Annotated in this window: 19 protein-coding genes and 1 pseudogene; 9 read left to right on the forward strand and 11 right to left on the reverse strand. The window is 66.8% G+C overall.

Annotation, left to right across the window (positions count from 1 at the left end):
- The first annotated feature begins 3 nt into the window (after positions 1–3).
- The 4 genes from MANAM107_RS07120 (at position 4) to MANAM107_RS07135 (ending at position 3869) form a co-directional block, all read left to right on the forward strand.
- Positions 4–1068: a carbohydrate ABC transporter permease gene (locus MANAM107_RS07120; protein WP_223906735.1), complete on the forward strand. Its 1065-nt coding sequence runs from the start codon at positions 4–6 to the stop codon at positions 1066–1068.
- The gene (locus MANAM107_RS07125) at positions 1068–1991 is read left to right on the forward strand and encodes a carbohydrate ABC transporter permease (protein ID WP_223906737.1); all 924 of its coding nucleotides are present in this window, start codon (positions 1068–1070) and stop codon (positions 1989–1991) included. The genes MANAM107_RS07120 and MANAM107_RS07125 overlap by 1 nt, the downstream gene beginning before the upstream one ends.
- A 68-nt stretch (positions 1992–2059) precedes the next feature.
- A complete protein-coding gene (locus tag MANAM107_RS07130; RefSeq protein WP_223906739.1) occupies positions 2060–2857 on the forward strand; it encodes an NADPH-dependent oxidoreductase in 798 nt (265 codons plus the stop codon).
- Positions 2858–3005: 148 nt separating this feature from the next.
- Positions 3006–3869, forward strand: coding sequence for a serine hydrolase domain-containing protein (locus tag MANAM107_RS07135; RefSeq protein WP_223906743.1), 864 nt, complete (start codon positions 3006–3008; stop codon positions 3867–3869).
- 72 nt (positions 3870–3941) lie between these two features.
- On the opposite strand, the gene MANAM107_RS07140 is transcribed toward MANAM107_RS07135, so the two are convergent.
- The 11 genes and pseudogenes from MANAM107_RS07140 to MANAM107_RS07185 all read right to left on the reverse strand — a co-directional run bounded on the left by MANAM107_RS07140 (position 3942) and on the right by MANAM107_RS07185 (position 14193).
- Positions 3942–4175 carry a hypothetical protein gene (locus MANAM107_RS07140; RefSeq protein WP_223906746.1) on the reverse strand — a complete coding sequence of 78 codons (234 nt, stop codon included), beginning with the start codon at positions 4173–4175 and terminating at the stop codon, positions 3942–3944.
- 14 nt (positions 4176–4189) lie between these two features.
- Positions 4190–5320 carry a DUF6571 family protein gene (locus MANAM107_RS13100; RefSeq protein WP_263421880.1) on the reverse strand — a complete coding sequence of 377 codons (1131 nt, stop codon included), beginning with the start codon at positions 5318–5320 and terminating at the stop codon, positions 4190–4192.
- Between the two features lie 162 nt (positions 5321–5482).
- A pseudogene (locus MANAM107_RS07150) lies at positions 5483–6802 on the reverse strand (IS3 family transposase).
- A 33-nt stretch (positions 6803–6835) separates the two neighbouring features.
- Positions 6836–7306, reverse strand: coding sequence for an IS3 family transposase (locus MANAM107_RS13105; RefSeq protein WP_263421881.1), 471 nt, complete (start codon positions 7304–7306; stop codon positions 6836–6838).
- Positions 7206–7985, reverse strand: coding sequence for an IS3 family transposase (locus MANAM107_RS07155; RefSeq protein ID WP_263421882.1), 780 nt, complete (start codon positions 7983–7985; stop codon positions 7206–7208). Before MANAM107_RS07155 ends, MANAM107_RS13105 begins: the two co-directional genes overlap by 101 nt.
- 103 nt (positions 7986–8088) lie before the next feature.
- Complete coding sequence (locus MANAM107_RS07160) at positions 8089–8445, reverse strand: hypothetical protein (RefSeq protein WP_223906749.1); 357 nt, start codon at positions 8443–8445, stop codon at positions 8089–8091.
- A gap of 438 nt (positions 8446–8883) precedes the next feature.
- Positions 8884–10011 (reverse strand): DUF6571 family protein, encoded by a 1128-nt coding sequence (locus MANAM107_RS13110; RefSeq protein ID WP_263421883.1) that lies wholly within the window; start codon positions 10009–10011, stop codon positions 8884–8886.
- Positions 10012–10077: 66 nt separating this feature from the next.
- On the reverse strand, positions 10078–10434 hold the full coding sequence (locus MANAM107_RS07170) for a hypothetical protein (protein WP_223906752.1): 357 nt from the start codon (positions 10432–10434) through the stop codon (positions 10078–10080).
- A 289-nt stretch (positions 10435–10723) separates the two neighbouring features.
- Complete coding sequence (locus MANAM107_RS07175; protein ID WP_223906755.1) at positions 10724–12760, reverse strand: DUF6571 family protein; 2037 nt, start codon at positions 12758–12760, stop codon at positions 10724–10726.
- Positions 12761–12829: 69 nt separating this feature from the next.
- Complete coding sequence (locus MANAM107_RS07180; RefSeq protein ID WP_223906758.1) at positions 12830–13126, reverse strand: hypothetical protein; 297 nt, start codon at positions 13124–13126, stop codon at positions 12830–12832.
- A gap of 248 nt (positions 13127–13374) precedes the next feature.
- On the reverse strand, positions 13375–14193 hold the full coding sequence (locus tag MANAM107_RS07185) for an exodeoxyribonuclease III (protein ID WP_223906762.1): 819 nt from the start codon (positions 14191–14193) through the stop codon (positions 13375–13377).
- Positions 14194–14307: 114 nt separating this feature from the next.
- Between MANAM107_RS07185 and MANAM107_RS07190 the strand changes: the two genes are divergently transcribed.
- The 5 genes from MANAM107_RS07190 to fbaA all read left to right on the forward strand — a co-directional run bounded on the left by MANAM107_RS07190 (position 14308) and on the right by fbaA (position 18402).
- On the forward strand, positions 14308–15081 hold the full coding sequence (locus MANAM107_RS07190; protein ID WP_223906765.1) for an SDR family NAD(P)-dependent oxidoreductase: 774 nt from the start codon (positions 14308–14310) through the stop codon (positions 15079–15081).
- A gap of 103 nt (positions 15082–15184) precedes the next feature.
- Positions 15185–15682: a thiol peroxidase gene (gene tpx, locus MANAM107_RS07195; RefSeq protein ID WP_223906768.1), complete on the forward strand. Its 498-nt coding sequence runs from the start codon at positions 15185–15187 to the stop codon at positions 15680–15682.
- A gap of 104 nt (positions 15683–15786) precedes the next feature.
- On the forward strand, positions 15787–16356 hold the full coding sequence (gene pyrE / locus MANAM107_RS07200) for an orotate phosphoribosyltransferase (protein WP_223906770.1): 570 nt from the start codon (positions 15787–15789) through the stop codon (positions 16354–16356).
- On the forward strand, positions 16353–17135 hold the full coding sequence (locus MANAM107_RS07205) for a TrmH family RNA methyltransferase (protein WP_223906773.1): 783 nt from the start codon (positions 16353–16355) through the stop codon (positions 17133–17135). Before pyrE ends, MANAM107_RS07205 begins: the two co-directional genes overlap by 4 nt.
- Positions 17136–17352: 217 nt before the next feature.
- Positions 17353–18402, forward strand: a complete 1050-nt coding sequence (fbaA, locus tag MANAM107_RS07210; protein WP_179901315.1) for a class II fructose-bisphosphate aldolase — start codon at positions 17353–17355, stop codon at positions 18400–18402.
- Positions 18403–18667: the final 265 nt, after the last annotated feature.

Raw genomic sequence — 18667 nt, forward strand, 5'->3', positions numbered from 1 at the left:
GCGATGAGAACGCACCGCTGGTTCGTGCCCTACCTGCTGCTGGCACCGGCGATCCTGTGGGTCGTGGTGTTCTCGATCTGGCCGTTCCTCAACACGGTCGTGCTGTCCTTCACCGATGCGCGCCCGCTGCGCACCCCGCAGTTCGTCGGCATGGAGAACTTCACCCGGCTCCTGGCCGACGAGCGCTTCGGCTACGCCATGGTCACCAGCCTGGTCTACGTCCTGGTCTGCGTGCCCCTGCTGACCTTCCTGCCACTGGGCCTGGCGCTGCTGGTGCAGCGGCGGCTGCCGGGAATCGCGGTCTTCCGCACCACCTACTACTTCCCCGTCATCGCCTCGGTGGTGGTCGTGGGCATCATCTGGGCCTGGGTCTTCGACACCAAGGGCATCATCAACGAGTCCCTGGCCTTCACCGGGCTGACCGACCAGCCCATCGAGTTCCTCATCGACCGCTGGCTCATCCTGCTCTCGGCGATCTCCCTGACCGTGTGGAAGGGGCTGGGCTACTACATGGTGGTCTACCTGGCCGCCCTGACCGCGGTGGACCGCGAGCTCCACGAGGCCGCCGCCCTGGACGGGGCCGGGGCCTGGCGGCGCTTCTGGACGGTGACGGTGCCCGCGGTGCGCCCCGCCATGCTCCTCATCTCCGCGCTCATCACCGTGGCGGCCATGAGGATCTTCTCCGAGATCTACGTGCTCACCAACGGCTCCGGGGGGCCGGGCGGCCAGGCGCAGTCCCTGGTCATGCTCATCCAGCTCACCGGCAAGGGACTCAACGGCAACCTGGGCTACGCCTCGGCCATCTCCGTGGTCCTCTTCCTGCTGACCATCGGCCCCCTGGCCCTGGTGGGCTGGATCAACCAGGGTGGCGAGATCCGCCAGGCCCTGGCCCAGCGCCGCCGCACCCGCGCCGTCAGGCGCGACACCAGGACTGCGCAGGGCGGTGCCGCCCCGGCGGGCCCCGACGGCCCGGCCCCCGGCGGCGGGAGCGCGACCACGACCACCCGCGCCACCGGCGCCGTCGGCTCCGCCAGTGCGGTGGCGGGCCCCCAGGATGGTGAGCACTGATGGCACACGCCCCCACCAGCACTGGTCGCCCGGCCCCGCGGCGTCGGCTCACCGGGCCGGAGCGGCCCTGGAGGCGCCGCGGCGAGACCGGCTTCAACAAGCCCAGCCTCGCGGGGGTCCTCACCCGCTACGCCCTCATGACCCTCATCATGGTGCTGACCGTCGGTCCCTTCCTGTGGCAGCTGTCCACCTCCCTCAAGGGCCCCATGGAGGACATCTACTCCTTCCCGCCCGACCTGGTGCCCAACGACCCCACCCTGGCCAACTACGGGGAGGTCATGCGCACCATCCCCGTCATCTCCTACGCCTGGCACTCCCTGCTGGTGTCCGTGGCCACGGTCATCACCAACGTCGTCTTCGCCACCATGGCGGGCTACGCCCTGGTGGCCATGCGCTTCCGCGGCAAGGGGGTGCTCATGGCCCTCATCCTGTCCACGCTGCTGCTGCCCGGGGAGGTCACCCTGACCTCCCAGTACCTGACCGTGAAGTCCCTGGGGCTGGCCAACACCCTGGCGGGCGTCTTCCTGCCCACGGCCATCACCTCCATCAACGTCCTGCTCATGGCCACCGCCGCCCGCGCCATCCCCCAGGCCATCCTGGATGCAGCCGCCATCGACGGCGCCTCCACCCTCCAGCGCCTGCGGCACATCGTGTGGCCCAATGTGCGCGGGATGGCCTCGGTGGTGGCGCTCATGTCCTTCATCCAGGCCTGGGACGACTTCCTGTGGCCCCTGGTGGTCCTGTCCGACCCCGCCAAGTACACCCTGACCGTGGGCATGCAGTACCTCAACTCGGCCTTCGGCTCCAACCCCCGCGTGGTGGCGGCGGGGACGATCATCGCCCTGACCCCGGTCATCATCCTGTTCGTCGCCGCCCAGAAGCAGTTCTTCCGCGGCGTGGAGGCCGGCGGGGTCAAGGGCTGATCCGGGGTCACTCCAGGGATGAGCCCGGCCGGGGGCCGTAGGATCGGGGCACGAGCACAGGAGGATCCATGACCGATGCCGCCCGCGCGCTGCGCACCCCGCAGACCACGCCCCTGACCAATGAGACCATCGCCACCCTCATGGCGCACCGCACCATCCGGGCCTTCACCGACGAGCCCCTGGATGAGGCGACCATGACCACCGTGCTGGACGCGGCCCGCCACGCCGCCACCTCCTCCTTCCTCCAGCAGACCACCATCATCCGCGTCACCGACCCCGCCGTGCGCGAGGCGATCCACGGCGCCTCCGGCCAGCCCTACGTGGGAGGCGCCCGCGGGGAGCTGCTCGTCTGCGTCGTCGACCTGCACCGCAACGCCGTCATCCGCCAGCGGGCCGGGGCGGACCTGGAGCCCCTGGAGCGCATGAGCGTCTTCCTCCAGGCCGTGGAGGACACGCTCATCGCCGCCCAGTCCATGGTGGTGGCCGCCGAGTCCCTGGGGCTGGGCACCGTCTACCTGGGGTCCATCCAGGGCGACGCCCCCGCCGTCATCCGCGCCCTGGACCTGCCCGAGCGTACCTTCCCCCTGCTGGGACTCATCGTGGGCCACCCCGACCAGGACCCCCAGTACAAGCCCCGCCTGCCGCGGGAGATCACCACCGGCCTCAACACCTACCCGCGGCTGGAGACCCACGAGCAGGCCCTGGCCGACTACGACCGGCTCGTCCAGGACTACTACGACCTGCGGGATGCCGGCGCGCGCCTGGACTCCTTCACCCGCATCATCGCCACCAAGCTCGGGGTGGGCGCCGCCGCGACCGCGCCGACCCTGGAGATCCTCCACGCCCAGCGCCTGGCCCTGCACTGAGGCCGGGCCTGCCGCGTTGTGCCGGCTCACCCGGGCTCTGCTGGCTCCCCCGCATTCCGCTGGCTCAGCAGGCGGCGTGTCAGCCAGCGGAATGCGGGTGAGCCAGCGAGTCCCGTACGACCCGACGATCAGGAGTCACAGCACTGCCATGAGTACCCGCACATCACCGACATCACCGAGCGGTTCGGAGGTCGTCCGGGCCCTGCCCGCCCTGGAGGCCCTCGACTTCCCCCACGCCCTGGTGGCCACCGGCGGTGGGCGCACGCTCATCGAGGCCGGCGCGGTCGATGAGGTCTTCCCCCTGGCCTCGGTGACCAAGCCGATTGTTGCCTGGGCGGCGTTGGTCGCCGTCGAGCGGGGGATGCTGGACCTGGACGATGAGGTGGGGCCGCCGGCGCCGGCGGGCGCCACGATCGGGCATCTGCTGGCCCACGCCTCCGGGATCGCCTTCGACTCCGACGCCCACCTGGCCGAGCCGGGTGCGCGCCGCATCTACTCCAACCGGGGTATCGAGATCCTGGGGGAGCGGCTGGAGGAGGCCACGGCCATGCCCCTGGAGGCCTGGGTGGAGTCTGTGGTCCTGGAGCCCCTGGGGATGGCCAGTGTCATGATCCCCGGCTCGCCCGCGTACTCCGGCGAGGGCAGCCCCCGCGACCTGGCGGCCTTCGCCCGCGAGCTGGCCGCGCCCCGCCTGGTCTCCCCGGCGCTCGCGGCCCGGGCCTGCGCCCCGGTCCTGCCGGGGCTCGACGGCGTCCTGCCCGGGTATGGGCGCCAGTCACCCAACGACTTCGGCCTGGGGGTGGAGGTGCGTGGGGCCAAGGCGCCGCACTGGACGGGCCGCGCCAACAGCGAGCGGACCTTCGGGCACTTCGGGCAGTCGGGCTCCTTCCTGTGGGTCGATCCCGTGGCGGGGCGCCAGGCGGTCTTCCTGGGGGCCGAGCCCTTTGGCGCCGTGCACCAGCGGGTCTGGCCGGAACTGAGCGACCAGGTGCTGGCCTTGGGTGGTGGGTGAGCCCCGGCCCGGTTCTCGGTGTCGGGAAACGGGAGGCAGGCCGAACTGGGGTGATGGCGGTGGGGACGGCTCTTAGCCTGGTGTTGAGTTGTTACCGGTGGGAGGCGTGATGGTGGGTTGGGGTGTGTAGGCGGTTCTGGTCAGGAGGGTGGGGGCGCGTTTCTTGACGATTTGGGCCAGGTGCGGGGCGAGGCCGCGTGCGGCGGAGTCGTCCTTGAGCCATGGCGTGTCGATGACGACGGCGCTGTCGCCCTCGAACCAGCCCGCGCTGGCGTCGCCGTTGCCTGTCCGAGAAACACCACCCACCCCAGAACCCCGCTTCAGTGTTTCCTGGTGTCTGGTTGGTGTCTGTTGAGGAGAATGTCGTGGAAGTAGGTGGAGGTGATGCTTGTGTCTGGGGGTAGGTGGATGGCCCAGGTGGTATAGGCCTGGCGGGTGGTGGTGTTGGTGGTGGTGAGGGTGGCTGTGGAGATGTCGTTGGGGTTGTCCATGTGCAGCCAGGGTTGGTTGTGGGCGAGGGTGGTGGGGATGAGGTTGTTCTTCAGGGCGACGAGTGCGGCGGCGGCTCCGGTGTTGACTGAGCTGCTGGCGGCGTTGTCTCCGGATCCTGCTTTTTGGGCGTGTTTGTCGAGTCGGGCGAGGAGGTCGATGTTGGTGTCGAAGGCTCTGGCGATGGCTTCTTCTTTGTCGTAGTTGGTGTAGGTGTCGATTCGTTTGTCGATGGTGGCTTGGGCTCGGTTGGAGGCGTAGGTGATGGTGCCTGCGGCGATGGTGGCCACGGTGGTGGTGTCTTTGGAGGCCTCGTTGATGAGCGTGGTCATATCGACGCCCAACTGTGTCGTATTCTGGCCGGTCTTGTTCTCCTGGCCCGGCACGATCATCGGGGCTGTTTGGTAGGGCTCACTTTCATCAACTCCTACAATACCGGGGTCATCCTCCGAAAAGACGGATAGGAGTGTGAGTTCGGCGCCGCAGTTGGCCAGGATGGTGCCCACTGCCTGCCTGCCGGTGGTGGATAGGTAGGTGTGGTGCTGGGCCAGCAGCGTGATGCCCTGGGCGGTGACCCAGGAGGCCTTTTCATCGGTGTGCTGGGGGCTGGGGGTGCGCAGGGTGGCGACTTGGGCCAGGGCCTGGGCCAGGGCGTTGATGCCCTGGGAGCCCCAGTGGCGGTGGTGGAGGCCCTCCCAGCGGGTCAGGGCCTGGTCTGAGGGCGACCAGGCCTGGTCCTGGCTGGTGGTTGGCGGCTCGGGGGCGAAGTAGTCCAGTGCTGCGTTGGGGTCGGTGCTGAGCTGTTCGAGGCGGTGGGCCAGGGGATCCCTGACGCGCAGGTACCACCATGCGCCGCTGGTGATGAGGGCCAGGACCAGCAGGGAGGCGATCACCCCCGCCCAGTGGCTCTTGAAGAGCAACCAGGACCGGGAGTCCGTCTCTGATAGTGACAGCGACCTCATGGGCGCTACTCTACTCGCCTTCGTGGTTGGCCCTGGAGTGCTGGGTGTTTTTCGGACTGTGGTTGTTATGTGGGTCAGGCTGCTTTCTGGTGTCCCAGGAGTTGGCGTTCGACCTCGTTGGGTGTGGGGCCTTACCCCCGTTGTGTGGACACGAGGTGTGTTTCATGCGGCGTTTTTCAGTGTAGCGGCGGCGGTGTTCTCGTAGGTGTCCGGAGGGATGTTGCCGATCGCGCTGTGGCGTCTTCGGGTGTTGTAGCGGCTGGCCCAGTGGAACACGCTCCTGTAGGCCGTCTCAACGTTGGGGAAGGCCTTGTGATCGGCGAGGAGCTCTCGCTTAAGAGTGGCATTGAAGGACTCGGCCAGGGCGTTGTCGGCTGACGAGCCGATGGCGCCCATGGACTGGGTCAGGACCAGCTGCTCGCACAGGGCGGTGTAGGCCTTAGAGGTGTAGACCGAGCCGTGATCGCAGTGGAACACCGCCCCGGCAAGGCTGCCTGGTTGGGCGCAGGCATCCTTCAAGGCTTCCTCGACCAGCTCGGTGCGCATGTGGTCGCCCATCGCCCAGCCCACAAGCTTGCGCGAGCCCAGATCAATGACCGAGGCGAAGTACCCAGTGCTGCCGTCCTGGATTGGCAGATAGGAGGGGGCACCTCCCACGAAGTGGGGGAATATCGCCGACATACCGCCGGTATCGGCTCCCCGATGCGGAAGTCCCGACTGATGAGATCATCGAAGCGGCGGCCTGCCTGATCAGGGCGTGTGGTTCTCACCCGGCGGCGCAGGCGGGTGCCGGCCAGCACGGCGCAGGCCATCACCCGGGCAACTCGTTTGTGACCCGCCCGCTGGCCTGCCGGTACGCCTTCGTTGAGCTCGGCGGTGATCCTGGGGGCTCCCTAAGCGCGGTCCCCGCCCTGGGCGGGGTCCTGCAGGGCCCGGATGCGCGCGGCCAGGGCCGCGTCTTCCCGGGCTCGCACCGCCCGCTTGGAGGCGCCCGCCCGCCATGCGCGGGCACGAGGAGCGGGCCGATGGCGATGATCTGGCACAACCGCTTCACGCCCCAGGCGCCCCTTGTGATCCCGGGCGAACTGGAAGCGGTTCACCAGTTCGTCTCCCCCGCGAAACATGCTTGGCCGCCTGACGCAGGATGTCCCGTTCGGTGGTCAGCTTGGCCGCCTGGGCCCGCAAGGCCCTGTTCTCGGCTTCCAGGCGGGCGATCGCCTCGGCCGGGCTCTCCTGAGGATCTGGGGCTCGGTCAGTGCCCCCACTACCAGCGCCCGGCTTCAACGGGCTGGGAGCAGGCGCCCCACCCGGCACCGGTCTTGCGCCCCGTGCCATGCAACGCCAGCCACTGGCGCAGCGCCCCGCGGGTGATGCCCAGATCCTCGGCGATGCTGCGCACCGTGGCCCCCGGCGTCGTCTCGTACAAGTCCACGCCCCCGACGCCGCAAGCTCCTTGGTGTAGGTCTTCCTGGCCCCAGCCAGATCATCTCGCTCTCCCCAGCCCCAAGGCCGGAATCAGCGTGTCCAACAACCAGGGTCAAGGCCCGTGCGGTATCCCAGGGCTGAGTGCAGGCGGGTGTGATTGTAGGTCAGCTCGATCCATGAGGCAATATCGTTCATGGCTTTCTTGCGTGTGGGGTAGACCATGCGGTGGGCCCTCTCGTTCTTGAGTGTGGCATTGAAGGACTCTGCCCAGGCGTTATCCCAGCACACCCCGGTCCGCCCTACCGAGGCCCGGATGCCATACCTGTTCAGATGTGCCGAGAACTGCTCGGAGGTGTATTGAGAGCTCCGGTCGGAGTGGAAGATCGTCTCACCTCGGATAATAGGGCAGTTGCGCACGGCCATATCGATGGCCTCGCATACCAGGGAGGTTCTCATGTGATCAGCCATCGCATAGCCAACGACTTTCTTTGTGGCGCAGTCCCCGGCGGTGGCCAGGTAGACGAATCCCTCCCAGGTGCGGATATAGGTGATGTCCCCCACCCATTTCCTTCCCGGTGCCTTGGCGGCGGTAGTCGCGTTCCACCAGATCGGGCCTGGAGTTCACATCTGCGGCCGGGGTGGTGGTGCGGACCTTTCGGCGCGGCCTGGCGGCGATCAGGCCGGCCTGGCGCATGAGGTAGCGCACCGTGTCACTGTGCACCACCACGCCGCGCCGTCCTAGGCGGGCAGTGATGCGCCGATACCCGTAGGTGCCATCAGAGGCCTCGAATTCAGCCCTGACTAAAGCCTCCAGCTCTTTTCTTCTGATATCCCGGCGAGACTGGGGGTGGCCTCTCCAGGAGTAGTATCCCGAGCGTGATACCCTCGCCCAGCGGCACATCGATGAGATGGGGTAGTTGCCTTCTTCGCGATTGATGAGATCGTACTTCTGACTCACTGCTGTTCCTTCGCGAAGAAGGCCGCCGCTTTTTTTCAGGAACTCGTTCTCCTGTTGCAGTTCGCGGACCTGCTTTTTCAGGCGGGCTACCTCTACAGCCTCAGCCGCTGCCTGCCTTTCCTCTTCGCTGCCGTGCTCCTTCTTGTGTTTCGCGACCCAGTTGCCCACGGTCTGGGGTACCAGGTCGTAGGAGGCGGCCACCGATGCGATCGACCGTTCTTTGTCGATCACCTCGCGCACCACCTGTGCCTTGAACTCCTCAGAGTACTTCGCCCTTGACATGGCTCCATCCTATCGGATCAAAAGGGAGACGAAAATATCCCCCTGTCCGAGAAACACCACCCACTCCACCTGAATGTCTACGGTGTGGTTGTGGTTCAATCGGTTATTGGGGTGAGGGTGTTGTGTCTGGTGGGCTCGGTGGTGGGGTGGGGGTGTAGCCTGTTCTGGTCAGGAGGGTGGGGGCGCGTTTCTTGACGATCTGCGCCAGGTGCGGGGCGAGGTCGTGTGCGGCGGAGTCGTCCTTGAGCCATGGCGTGTCGATGACGACAGCGCTGTCGCCTTCGAACCAGCCCGCGCCGGCGTTGCCATTTCCTGTCCAGTGCACAACAGTGGCGTTGCTGCCCGGGTTAATGCCGGGGACCTGCTCGCTGACTGCGCCGGGGATGGCGGCCCGTGATTCCAGGACTGTCATGCCGGTCTTCTTGGTCATGTTGCGGTCGGCCTGACGAGTGACCTCCACGGACACAGCCGCCCGATTCTCGCCATAAACGTAACATACCCAGTACGATTCTTCTTGCCATTCGGGTCCGTTGGCGGGGGCCCACGTGCCATGTGAGACCTCGCCGACGATGGGCTTCACGTCCTGGGTGGTCAGTGCCAGGCAGTAGGGCTCCCAATATCCGTAGTAGCGGCCCCATGCCCAGAAGGCGCCCCCACTGGCTGATACCAGGCAGACCACTACCAGGCTTGTGAGCCAGGGGTATGTCAGGGTGAAATGCTTGGCCCGCTGGGCAAGCAACCTGAGCCAGTCATTGGGATGCTCTTCCCTTGCCACTTTCGATCCCTCCCTCGAATAGAGTCATGAGCTCCGCCGCCGGGACGCTTGGATCCGCCATCCGGAGCCCTGGATGGAGTGAGTCGCGGTGTGGTTGTTATGTGGTCAACGCCAGGCAGTTCGTCAGTGTGTGTTTGAAGGTTGGTGTCTGTTGAGAAGGATGTCGTGGAAGTAGGTGGAGGTGATGGCTGTGTCTGGGGGTAGGTGGATGGCCCAGGTGGTATAGGCCTGGCGGGTGGTGGTGTTGGTGGTGGTGAGGGTGGCTGTGGAGATGTCGTTGGGGTTGTCCATGTGCAGCCAGGGTTGGTTGTGGGCGAGGGTGGTGGGGATGAGGTTGTTCTTCAGGGCGACGAGTGCGGCGGCGGCTCCGGTGTTGACTGAGCTGCTGGCGGCGTTGTCTCCGGATCCTGCTTTTTGGGCGTGTTTGTCGAGTCGGGCGAGGAGGTCGATGTTGGTGTCGAAGGCTCTGGCGATGGCTTCTTCTTTGTCGTAGTTGGTGTAGGTGTCGATTCGTTTGTCGATGGTGGCTTGGGCTCGGTTGGAGGCGTAGGTGATGGTGCCTGCGGCGATGGTGGCCACGGCGGTGGTGTCCTTGGAGGCCTCGTTGATGAGCGTGGTCATATCGACGCCCAACTGTGTCGTATTCTGGCCGGTCTTGTTCTCCTGGCCCGGGACGATCATCGGGGTGGTCTGATAGGGCTCGCTATCATTAACTTTCCCTGCGTCAGGCCTGTCTTCTGGGAGGACGGATAGGAGTGTGAGTTCGGCGCCGCAGTTGGCCAGGATGGTGCCCACTGCCTGCCTGCCGGTGGTGGATAGGTAGGTGTGGTGCTGGGCCAGCAGCGTGATGCCCTGGGCGGTGACCCAGGAGGCCTTTTCATCGGTGTGCTGGGGGCTGGGGGTGCGCAGGGTGGCGACTTGGGCCAGGGCCTGGGCCAGGGCGTTGATGCCCTGGGAGCCCCAGTGGCGGTGGTGCAGGCCCTCCCAGCGGGTCAGGGCCTGGTCTGAGGGCGACCAGGCCTGGTCCTGGCTGGTGGTTGGCGGCTCGGGGGCGAAGTAGTCCAGTGCTGCGTTGGGGTCGGTGCTGAGCTGTTCGAGGTGGGGGGCCAGGGGGTCCCTGACGCGCAGGTACCACCATGCGCCGCTGGTGATGAGGGCCAGGACCAGCAGGGAGGCGATCACCCCCGCCCAGTGGCTCTTGAAGAGCAACCAGGACCGGGAGTCCGTCTCTGATAGTGACAGCGACCTCATGGGCGCTACTCTACTCGCCTTCGTGGTTGGCCCTGAATGTCTACGGTGTGGTTGTGGTTCAATCGGTTATTGGGGTGAGGGTGTTTTGTCTGGTGGGCTCGGTGGTGGGGTGGGGGTGTAGCCTGTTCTGGTCAGGAGGGTGGGGGCGCGTTTCTTGACGATCTGCGCCAGGTGCGGGGCGAGGTCGTGTGCGGCGGAGTCGTCCTTGAGCCTTCGTGTCTCGATGACGACGGCGCTGTCGCCTTCGAACCAGCCCGCGCCGGCGTTGCCATTTCCTGTCCAGTGCACAACAGTGGCGTTGCTGCCCGGGTTAATGCCGGGGACCTGCTCGCTGACTGCGCCGGGGATGGCGGCCCGTGATTCCAGGACTGTCATGCCGGTCTTCTTGGTCATATTGCGGTCGGCCTGACGAGTGACCTCCACGGAGAGGGCAACTCGATTATGACTGGAGATGTGGCATACCCAGTACGATTCTTCTTGCCATTCGGGTCCGTTGGCGGGGGCCCATGTTCCGCGTTTGACCTCGCCGAGGAAGGGTTTCACGTCCTGGGTGGTCAGTGCCAGGCAGTAGGGCTCCCAATATCCGTAGTAGCGGCCCCATGCCCAGAAGGCGCCCCCACTGGCTGATACCAGGCAGACCACTACCAGGCTTGTGAGCCAGGGGTATGTCAGGGTGAAATGCTTGGCCCGCTGGGCAAGCGACCTGCGCCGGTCATTCGGAGGCCGTGTTCTTACCATCTTTTATCCCTCCCTCGAATAGGTCCATGAGCTCGGCCGCCGGGATGCTCGGATCCGCCATCCAGGCATTGAAGTCCTTTTGATTCTTCTCCGACCCCATCACCGATTCGATATCGATCCGATGATCCGGCCCCATCCAGTCGAATTTTGTGGAGTAGTCGACCGGTGGGTCGTCATGATTGATATAGGCGCCATCAGGGAGTCTGTCGTTGTTGGCAAGCTGGGCGATCATCGACTGATTGATCGCGGTCTTTGATTCGGTCTCCATATCCTTGACGGTCTCGATTCGCGATAGGGCTGCGTTGTTACTGGCCTCTGTCAGGCCTGGTGTGATCGCTGAAATTCCGACTGACATTCCCTGGGCTGCCGGATGGGGCACTGCTGAGAGCCCCGCACTGAAGCCGCCTAGGATGCTGGAACTGACGATCTCTGTCTGTTTATCCTGAAGACTTCGAGAATCGATGGCCGACTGGGAGATGAAGCCGAGCAATTGGCCGTCCCTGCGAGCGCCGTCCTTGAGGGTGCCATCCATGTCACTGCCGTCACCGAGAATAGCTCTCGGGTAGGCGTCGATGATCGCTTGGGTGCGTGCTGTCGAGTGGCGCCCAGCGGCGTTGGAGAGGGTGGTCAGTGCGGCGTCATCAGAGCCGACAATCCCGGTTAGCTTACTGATGTCCGCTGAATGATCCCCCTGAAGGCCGGCAGGAAATTGAGAATAGAAGGGCGAGGTTTCTTGTGTGCTGGAGTTAGTTGCGTGCTCCTCGACTTCCCGCATGGAGTTCCCGATAATAATGGCAATATTCTTCTTCTCCTTGGGTGAGTAGTCAGTACCCTGGTCGGCGAGGTATGTGATGCCATTTCCGGTGATCCAGGCTGCCCGCTCATCAGTGGATCCCTCGGCGTCGAGCACCCGGAGCGCTGAGGCGCCCCCAATTGCTCCGGTAAATCCTAGGCGCCCCTCGGGGCTCCAGTTCCGGGAGGAGAGGCGATCCCACCGCTCCTGTGCGGCAGCTCCTGGGAGCCAGTAGCCATCAGCGCCCATCTCGCCGTTGGGAACCAGATATGTCAATGCGGCTTCGGGATTGTTGCCCATTGCGGTGAGGACGCCGGCCATTGGATCTGGGATTGAGGTTTTATTGGGGTGAACTTGATCGTGGGCGCGGATAGCGTCGTAGGGGCGCTCCTCCAGCCGATCGGCGAGATCGACCAGGAATTCCGTGCCGAAGTATGTCTCGGGGGCGGTCAGAAGATGATTGAGCCTTGTTGTCATCAGAATGGTGTCGTCACCCTGAGTGGCCTCGTCGTACATCTTCGCCAGAGAGGCGCCACTGCCCTCGTTCTGCGTGGCGGCGGCTAGATTATGTGCCAGTACAGGGATGTGCGCTGGGTCCAGATCGTTCTGCAGGTTCAAATACCCCTCGGGCGTCCATGTCGTCACAAAAGTGAGGCCATATGTTAGGACGTCCTGATGCTTGGATATCTCAGCCATGATCTCATCGACTGTGCGCCCCTTGCTCGACTTCCCGTTCTCGATGGCCTCAATGAGCTCCGCCGATTCCGCCCTGGCGTTCTCCACGGACTTCGAGTTGTACTCCCGCACGTTCGTGGCCGTGTCCATGTTGTTCCAATAGGCCTCGGTGTCCACGGTGCCCTCCGGAGGGTCAGGCAGGTAGTAGTAGTAGCTGAGGGTCCCGTCGTCGTTGGTCATGGTCACGCCGGAGGAGTTGAGGTTCCGGGCCTCCTGGCTGCGAGTGCGCAACTCTTCAGCAAGGTCGCGCAGTCCCTGTGCCGCCGCGTTGAATGTCGTTGCGGCACCGAAGCCAAAGGGGGAGGCTTGCACCGGAGCTACCGAGAATGCTTCCGTTGCAGTCACGACCGAGGGCACAGGATCATGGTTGTCGGAACTCGTGTTGTCGATATTCTTCCGCTCCTCCTCCACCGCCCCGGAGCGCTCCTCAAGGTTGCTGGCGACAGTGTCCACCTTGTCGGGGTCGATCTTAATGAAAGCCACGGCAGAACTCCTTTGCATTCATTTATCGCGAGAGACAAGAAATGTGGGTGAGGTGGATTGGCAGCATACTCAGGAGCGCGGCCACTGCGCCTCGGGTGAATCCTTGTCGACATATTCGAGACCACTGTAGATAATGGCGTTCTTCGCGCTGGTGATATCCTGCGTCAGAGTGGATAGAATCGTGTCCACTGCGCCGACGCGTGTGGAGATCTTCGAGCGATAATCGTCCGCCACTGGTGAGGACCACACCTCCTCAGCCAGGCCATCGTCAACAGTGTCAGAGATTGCGCCCGACGATGATGAGGACCACAGGCTGAGGTTGGTCCGGGAGAGCGTGACCCGGTCTTCCACCGCCTCGATCGCCACCAACTTAGGATTCCTCACTTGGCCTTCCGGGCCCCCTCGTCATCGGCCATGGCGGAATATCCTTCCCACGGCTGTTCATCGACTTCGCTGAGCATACATCATCCTTACGCCATGCGACTATAGCGGTCAGTCGTGACGATCGCTGAATGCGACGGGCTCTGCGTGTGCTCGCGCTTTATTTATCACGATCACAAGGGCGCGACCTCATATGCATGAACGTCTCAGGTAGATGTCAGCATATATTCAGATTAATGATGATCCACGTCCACGATCACCGGCACGTGGTCCGAGGCGCCCTTGCCCTTGCGCTCATCGCGGTCGATGGCGGCGCTGAGCACCCGTCCGGCCAGTGCGGGGGAGGCGTAGACGAAGTCGATGCGCATCCCCTCGTTCCTGGGGAAGCGCAGCTTCTGGTAGTCCCAGTAGGTGTAGTTGGTCACCCGCTGGCGGGTCACTTCCTCCATGCCCACCGACTCGAAGGCGGCGAAGGCCTCCCGCTCAGGCGCCGAGACATGCGTCGCCCCCTCGAAGGCCCCCATATCCCACACGTCCTCATCGTGCGGCGCCACATTCCAGTCCCCCACCAGGGCCAGGGGCAGGTCCGGTGCCTCGCCCAGCCAGGACCCCGCCGCCTCGCGCAGGCGCTGGAGCCACTGGAGCTTGTAGGCGTAGTGCGGGTGGGTGAGCTCGCGGCCATTGGGCACATACAGGCTCCACAGCCGCACCGGGGACCCGGAGCCGGCGGACCCGCCCACGCTCGCCCCCAGTGCGCGGGCCTCCACCACGGGATCGGCCCCCTCCTTGGCCGCCCAGGCGGGTTGGTGGGGGAAGGAGGTGACGACGTCGTCGAGCCCCACCCGCGAGGCGATCGCCACCCCGTTCCACTGGTCCAGTCCGTGGACGGCCAGCTCGTAGCCGGCGGCCTGGAAGGGCTCGCGGGGGAACTGCTCGGGGCGGCACTTGATCTCCTGCATCGCCAGGGCATCGATGCCCTCGCGCTCCAGGAAGGCCAGGACGCGATCGACGCGGGTACGGATGGAGTTGACATTCCACGTGGCAAGGCGCATGACGGCAGGGTAGTCCGCCGCCGCCCGCGCTGACGCCGGTGCCGCCCCGTTCGCCGTCGGCGTCGGCCACTCAGTAGGGACCTGGGGCAGGACCGCCCCATATAGCCTGCGGTCATGGGAACCGCACTTGTCACCGGGGCCACCAGTGGGCTCGGACTGGAGTTCGCCTGGCAGCTCGCCCAGGCCCACCACGACCTCGTCCTGGTCGCGCGCACCGATGATCGGCTGCGGGCGGTGGCCGAGGAGCTGCGGCAGTTCGCCGGCGTCCAGGCCGAGGTCCTGCCCGCCGATCTGGCTGACCGCGCCGACCTGGAGCGGGTGGCCCAGCGCCTGCGCGACCGCGAGCATCCCGTGGGCCTGCTGGTCAACAACGCGGGCTTCGGCCTGGGCCAGGGCTTCGTAGGAGGCGACCTCGCGCGCGAGGAGCGCGCCCTGGATGTCATGGTCCGGGCGGTCCTGGTCCTGTCCCACGCCGCTTCCGAGGGGATGGTCGAGCGCGGTCGCGGGGCCATCCTCAACGTCTCCTCCATGACCGCGCGCACGGCCATGGGCACCTACGCCGCCCACAAGGCCTGGGTGCTCAGCTTCACCGAGGGGCTCGCCTCGGACCTCGCCGGCACCGGGGTGAGTGCCACCGCGCTGTGCCCGGGGCTGGTGCACACCGGCTTCCACAGCGCCGCCGGCGTGGACGAGGGGAGCTGGAAGGGCCCGGTATGGCTCGACGCCGAGCGCGTGGCCGAGGAGGGGCTGGCGGCCGTGCGGCGCGGCCAGGTCATCTGCACCCCCAGCCTGCGCTACCGGGGGGCCAGTGCGCTCCTGCGCACCGCTCCGCGCTGGCTGGTGCGGCGCGTGGCGGGGACCGGCGCGGCCGGCCATCCCCGGGTCTAGGGCGGGGTCTGGCTGGGAGGCCGGCCCGCCAGTCTCTCAGCGGCCAGCGGAAACCCGGCGCTCAGCACTGGCGCGGGGGTCGCAGACCTGGGACGATCGGCCCATGGCTTCAATCACTTTCCAGGGAACCCCGGCGAACACCGTCGGCGAGCTCCCCGCCGTGGGCAGTGCTGCCCCCTCCTTCGACCTTGTTGGCGCTGAGCTCGACGCCGTCACCAGCGACTCCCTGCGGGGACGCCGAGTGGTGCTCAACATCTTCCCCTCCGTGGACACCGGCGTGTGCGCGGCCTCGGTGCGCCAGTTCAACCAGCTCGCCTCCGAGCTGGCGGACACCACGGTCGTCTGCGTCTCGGCCGACCTGCCCTTCGCGGCCGCCCGCTTCTGCGGGGCCGAGGGGCTGGACAACGTCATCACCGCCTCGACCTTCCGATCCACCTTCGGCGACGACTACGGGGTCGCCATGGCCGACTCCCCCCTGGCCGGGCTGATGTCCCGCGCCATCGTCGTGCTCGACGCCGAGGGCACGGTCCTGTACACCGAGCAGGTGCCGGAGATCGGCCAGGAGCCCGACTACGACGCCGCCGTGGCCGCCCTGTCCTGATCCTCCCCACTTTTCGACAATTTGCATGAGATCGGCCTTTTCCAGCGCTGGAAAAGGCCGATCTCATGCAAATTGTCGAAGGTTGCGGGGGTACGATCGGTGGTGTGAGCACCAATGATTCCCACCGCGCCCGTCTGGCCGGCCTTGTCAGCGAGCTCGCCGTCGTGCGCGGCGCCGTCACCCTCGCCTCCGGACTGGAGTCCGACTTCTACGTCGACATGCGCCGGGCCACGCTCCACCACGAGGCCGCCCCCCTCATCGGCCACGTCATGCTCGACATGCTGGAGGAGGCGGGCCTGGGCACCGACGAGATCGACGCCGTGGGCGGGCTGACCATGGGCGCCGACCCGGTGGCCACCGCCATGCTCCATGCCGCCGCCTCGCGCGGCCTGGACCTCGACGCCTTCGTGGTGCGCAAGGCCGCCAAGGACCACGGGATGAAGCGCCGCATCGAGGGGCCGGAGGTCGCCGGGCGCGAGGTCGTGGTCCTGGAGGACACCTCCACCACCGGGGGCTCGCCCCTGGAGGCGGTCGAGGCCCTGCGCGAGGCCGGGGCCACGGTGCGGGCCGTGGCCGTCGTCGTGGACCGCGACACCGGCGCCCGCGAGCGCATCGAGGCCACAGGCCTGCCCTACCACGCCGCGCTGGGCCTGGCCGATCTCGGGCTGGCGTGAGCCCACGACGGCGCGCACTCGCGCCCCTGCCCGAGGGGGAGCACGACCCAGCCGCACCTGCCCGCCGCGGGCCGGGCCGGCACAGCGGCCCGAGCGGGCCGACCGGGTTCGAGGCGCAGCGGGCCCCCGGCGAGCCAGAGGCCGATACCCCTGCCGACAGCCGTGACATCGGCGTGGGACCATGGCCCGGGGGAGCGCAGGCCTGGCCCACCGACCCCCGCTACGACCCCGTGCTGCTCGCCGAGGGCGACCGGCGAAACGTCGTCGACCGCTACCGGTACTGGACGGTGGAGGCGATCCGCGCCGACCTGGCCGCGCGGGCCCACCGCCTGCACATCGCCATCGAGAACGTCAGCCAGGACCTCAACATCGGCTCCATCGTGCGCAGCGCCAACGCCTTCAACGTGGGCCGGGTCCACATCATCGGCAGGCGCCGCTGGAACAAGCGCGGCGCCATGGTCACCAACCGCTACTTGGATGTGCGCCACCACACCGAGCCCGGTGCTCTGCTGGCCTGGGCGCGCGACGAGGGCTACGAGGTGGTCGGCATCGACAACGGCCCGGGGGCCGGGCAGCTGGAGGCCGCCGTGCTGCCCGAGCGCTGCCTCATGGTCTTCGGCTCCGAGGGGGAGGGGATCAGCCCGGAGCTGGCCGCCGGCTGCGCGCGGATGCTGCGCATCGGCCAGTACGGCTCGACCCGCTCCATCAACGTGGCCGCCGCGGCCGCTGTGGCCATGCACACCTGGGTCCTCCAGCATGCGGGCCCGGCCCCCGACTGAGGCCACCCCGGGCTGCACATCTTCGGATGGGGAGCCGACGTGATCATGTGGAGAGGTCGGGATCCCCGGCCCGCGTGCGCCCTGAAGACGTGCAGCGGGGGGAGGGCCGGGGGCGCGCCGGGCGGGCCCGGGACCATCAGCCGGTACACCTGGCTCCAGAATCATGGAAGAATCAGCACCGCACCACTGAACCATCACGAATACCAGGAGGCACCCAGTGGCCATTGCAACCCCGGAGTCCTACGCCGACATGCTTGACCGCGCCAAGGCTGGCAAGTACGCCATCCCCGCGATCAACGTCACCTCCTCCCAGACACTGTCCGCCGCCCTCAAGGGCTTCGCCGACGCCGAGTCTGACGGCATCGTCCAGATCTCCAACGGTGGTGCGGCCTACTGGTCCGGCTCCTCGCGCGCCGACAAGGTCAAGGGCTCCATCGCCTTCGCCGCCTACGCCCGCGCCGTGGGCGACCTCTACCCCGGCACCATCGCCCTGCACACCGACCACTGCCCCAAGGCCATGCTGGAGCCCTGGATCCTCCCGCTGCTGGAGATCGAGGCCGAGCAGGTCAAGCGCGGTGAGCAGCCGATGTTCAACTCCCACATGTGGGACGGTTCGGCCGAGTCCCTGGACGACAACATCGAGATCGCCGTGGACATGCTGGCCCGCGCCAAGGCCGCCAACGTCATCCTCGAGATCGAGATCGGCGCCGTGGGCGGCGAGGAGGACGGCATCACCGGCGACGAGAACGCCAACCTCTACACCACTGCCGACGACGCCTGGCGCGCCATCGAGGCCCTGGGCCTGGGCGAGAACGGCCGCTACATCACCGCCCTGACCTTCGGCAACGTGCACGGCTCCTACAAGCCCGGCCACGTCAAGCTGCGCCCCGAGATCCTGGGCGAGATCCAGGACGAGTGCGCCAAGCGCCTGGGCGACCGCCTGTCCAGCAAGGTCGGGGACAAGGCCTCCCCCTTCGACCTGGTCATGCACGGCGGCTCCGGCTCCACCGACGAGGAGATCGCCACCGCGGTGCGCAACGGCGTCATCAAGATGAACGTCGACACCGACACCCAGTACGCCTACACCCGCCCCGTCGTGGACTGGATGCTCACCAACTACGAGGGTGTGCTGAAGATCGACGGCGAGGTCGGCAACAAGAAGAAGTATGACCCCCGCGCCTGGGGCAAGGCCGCCGAGGAGGGCATGGCCGCCCGCGTGGTCGAGGCCTGCGAGCGCCTGGGCTCGGTGGGCTCGGCCAAGCGCTGATCCCACCGGCCTGAGACCGCGGTCGACGACGGCGGAGCGCCCCCGCCGCGCCACCCCCGCCTCCCGCTGAGCTCAGGCCCCGGGCCCCACCCGCTGGTCCCGGCACCCTCGCGGTGCCGGGACCAGTGGCGTTGTGATGCGGGTGCCCTCCCGCTGGTCCCCGGCCTGATGGGGGCCGGCACTCGCGAGGGTGAGGCCAGGCTGGCGGTGCCGCACTTCCGGCGCCAGCACGGTCCCGGGACCGCGCCCGTCCGGTAGGCTGATC

The sequence above is a fragment of the Actinomyces capricornis genome (assembly GCF_019974135.1).
GTDB lineage: Bacteria > Actinomycetota > Actinomycetes > Actinomycetales > Actinomycetaceae > Actinomyces > Actinomyces capricornis.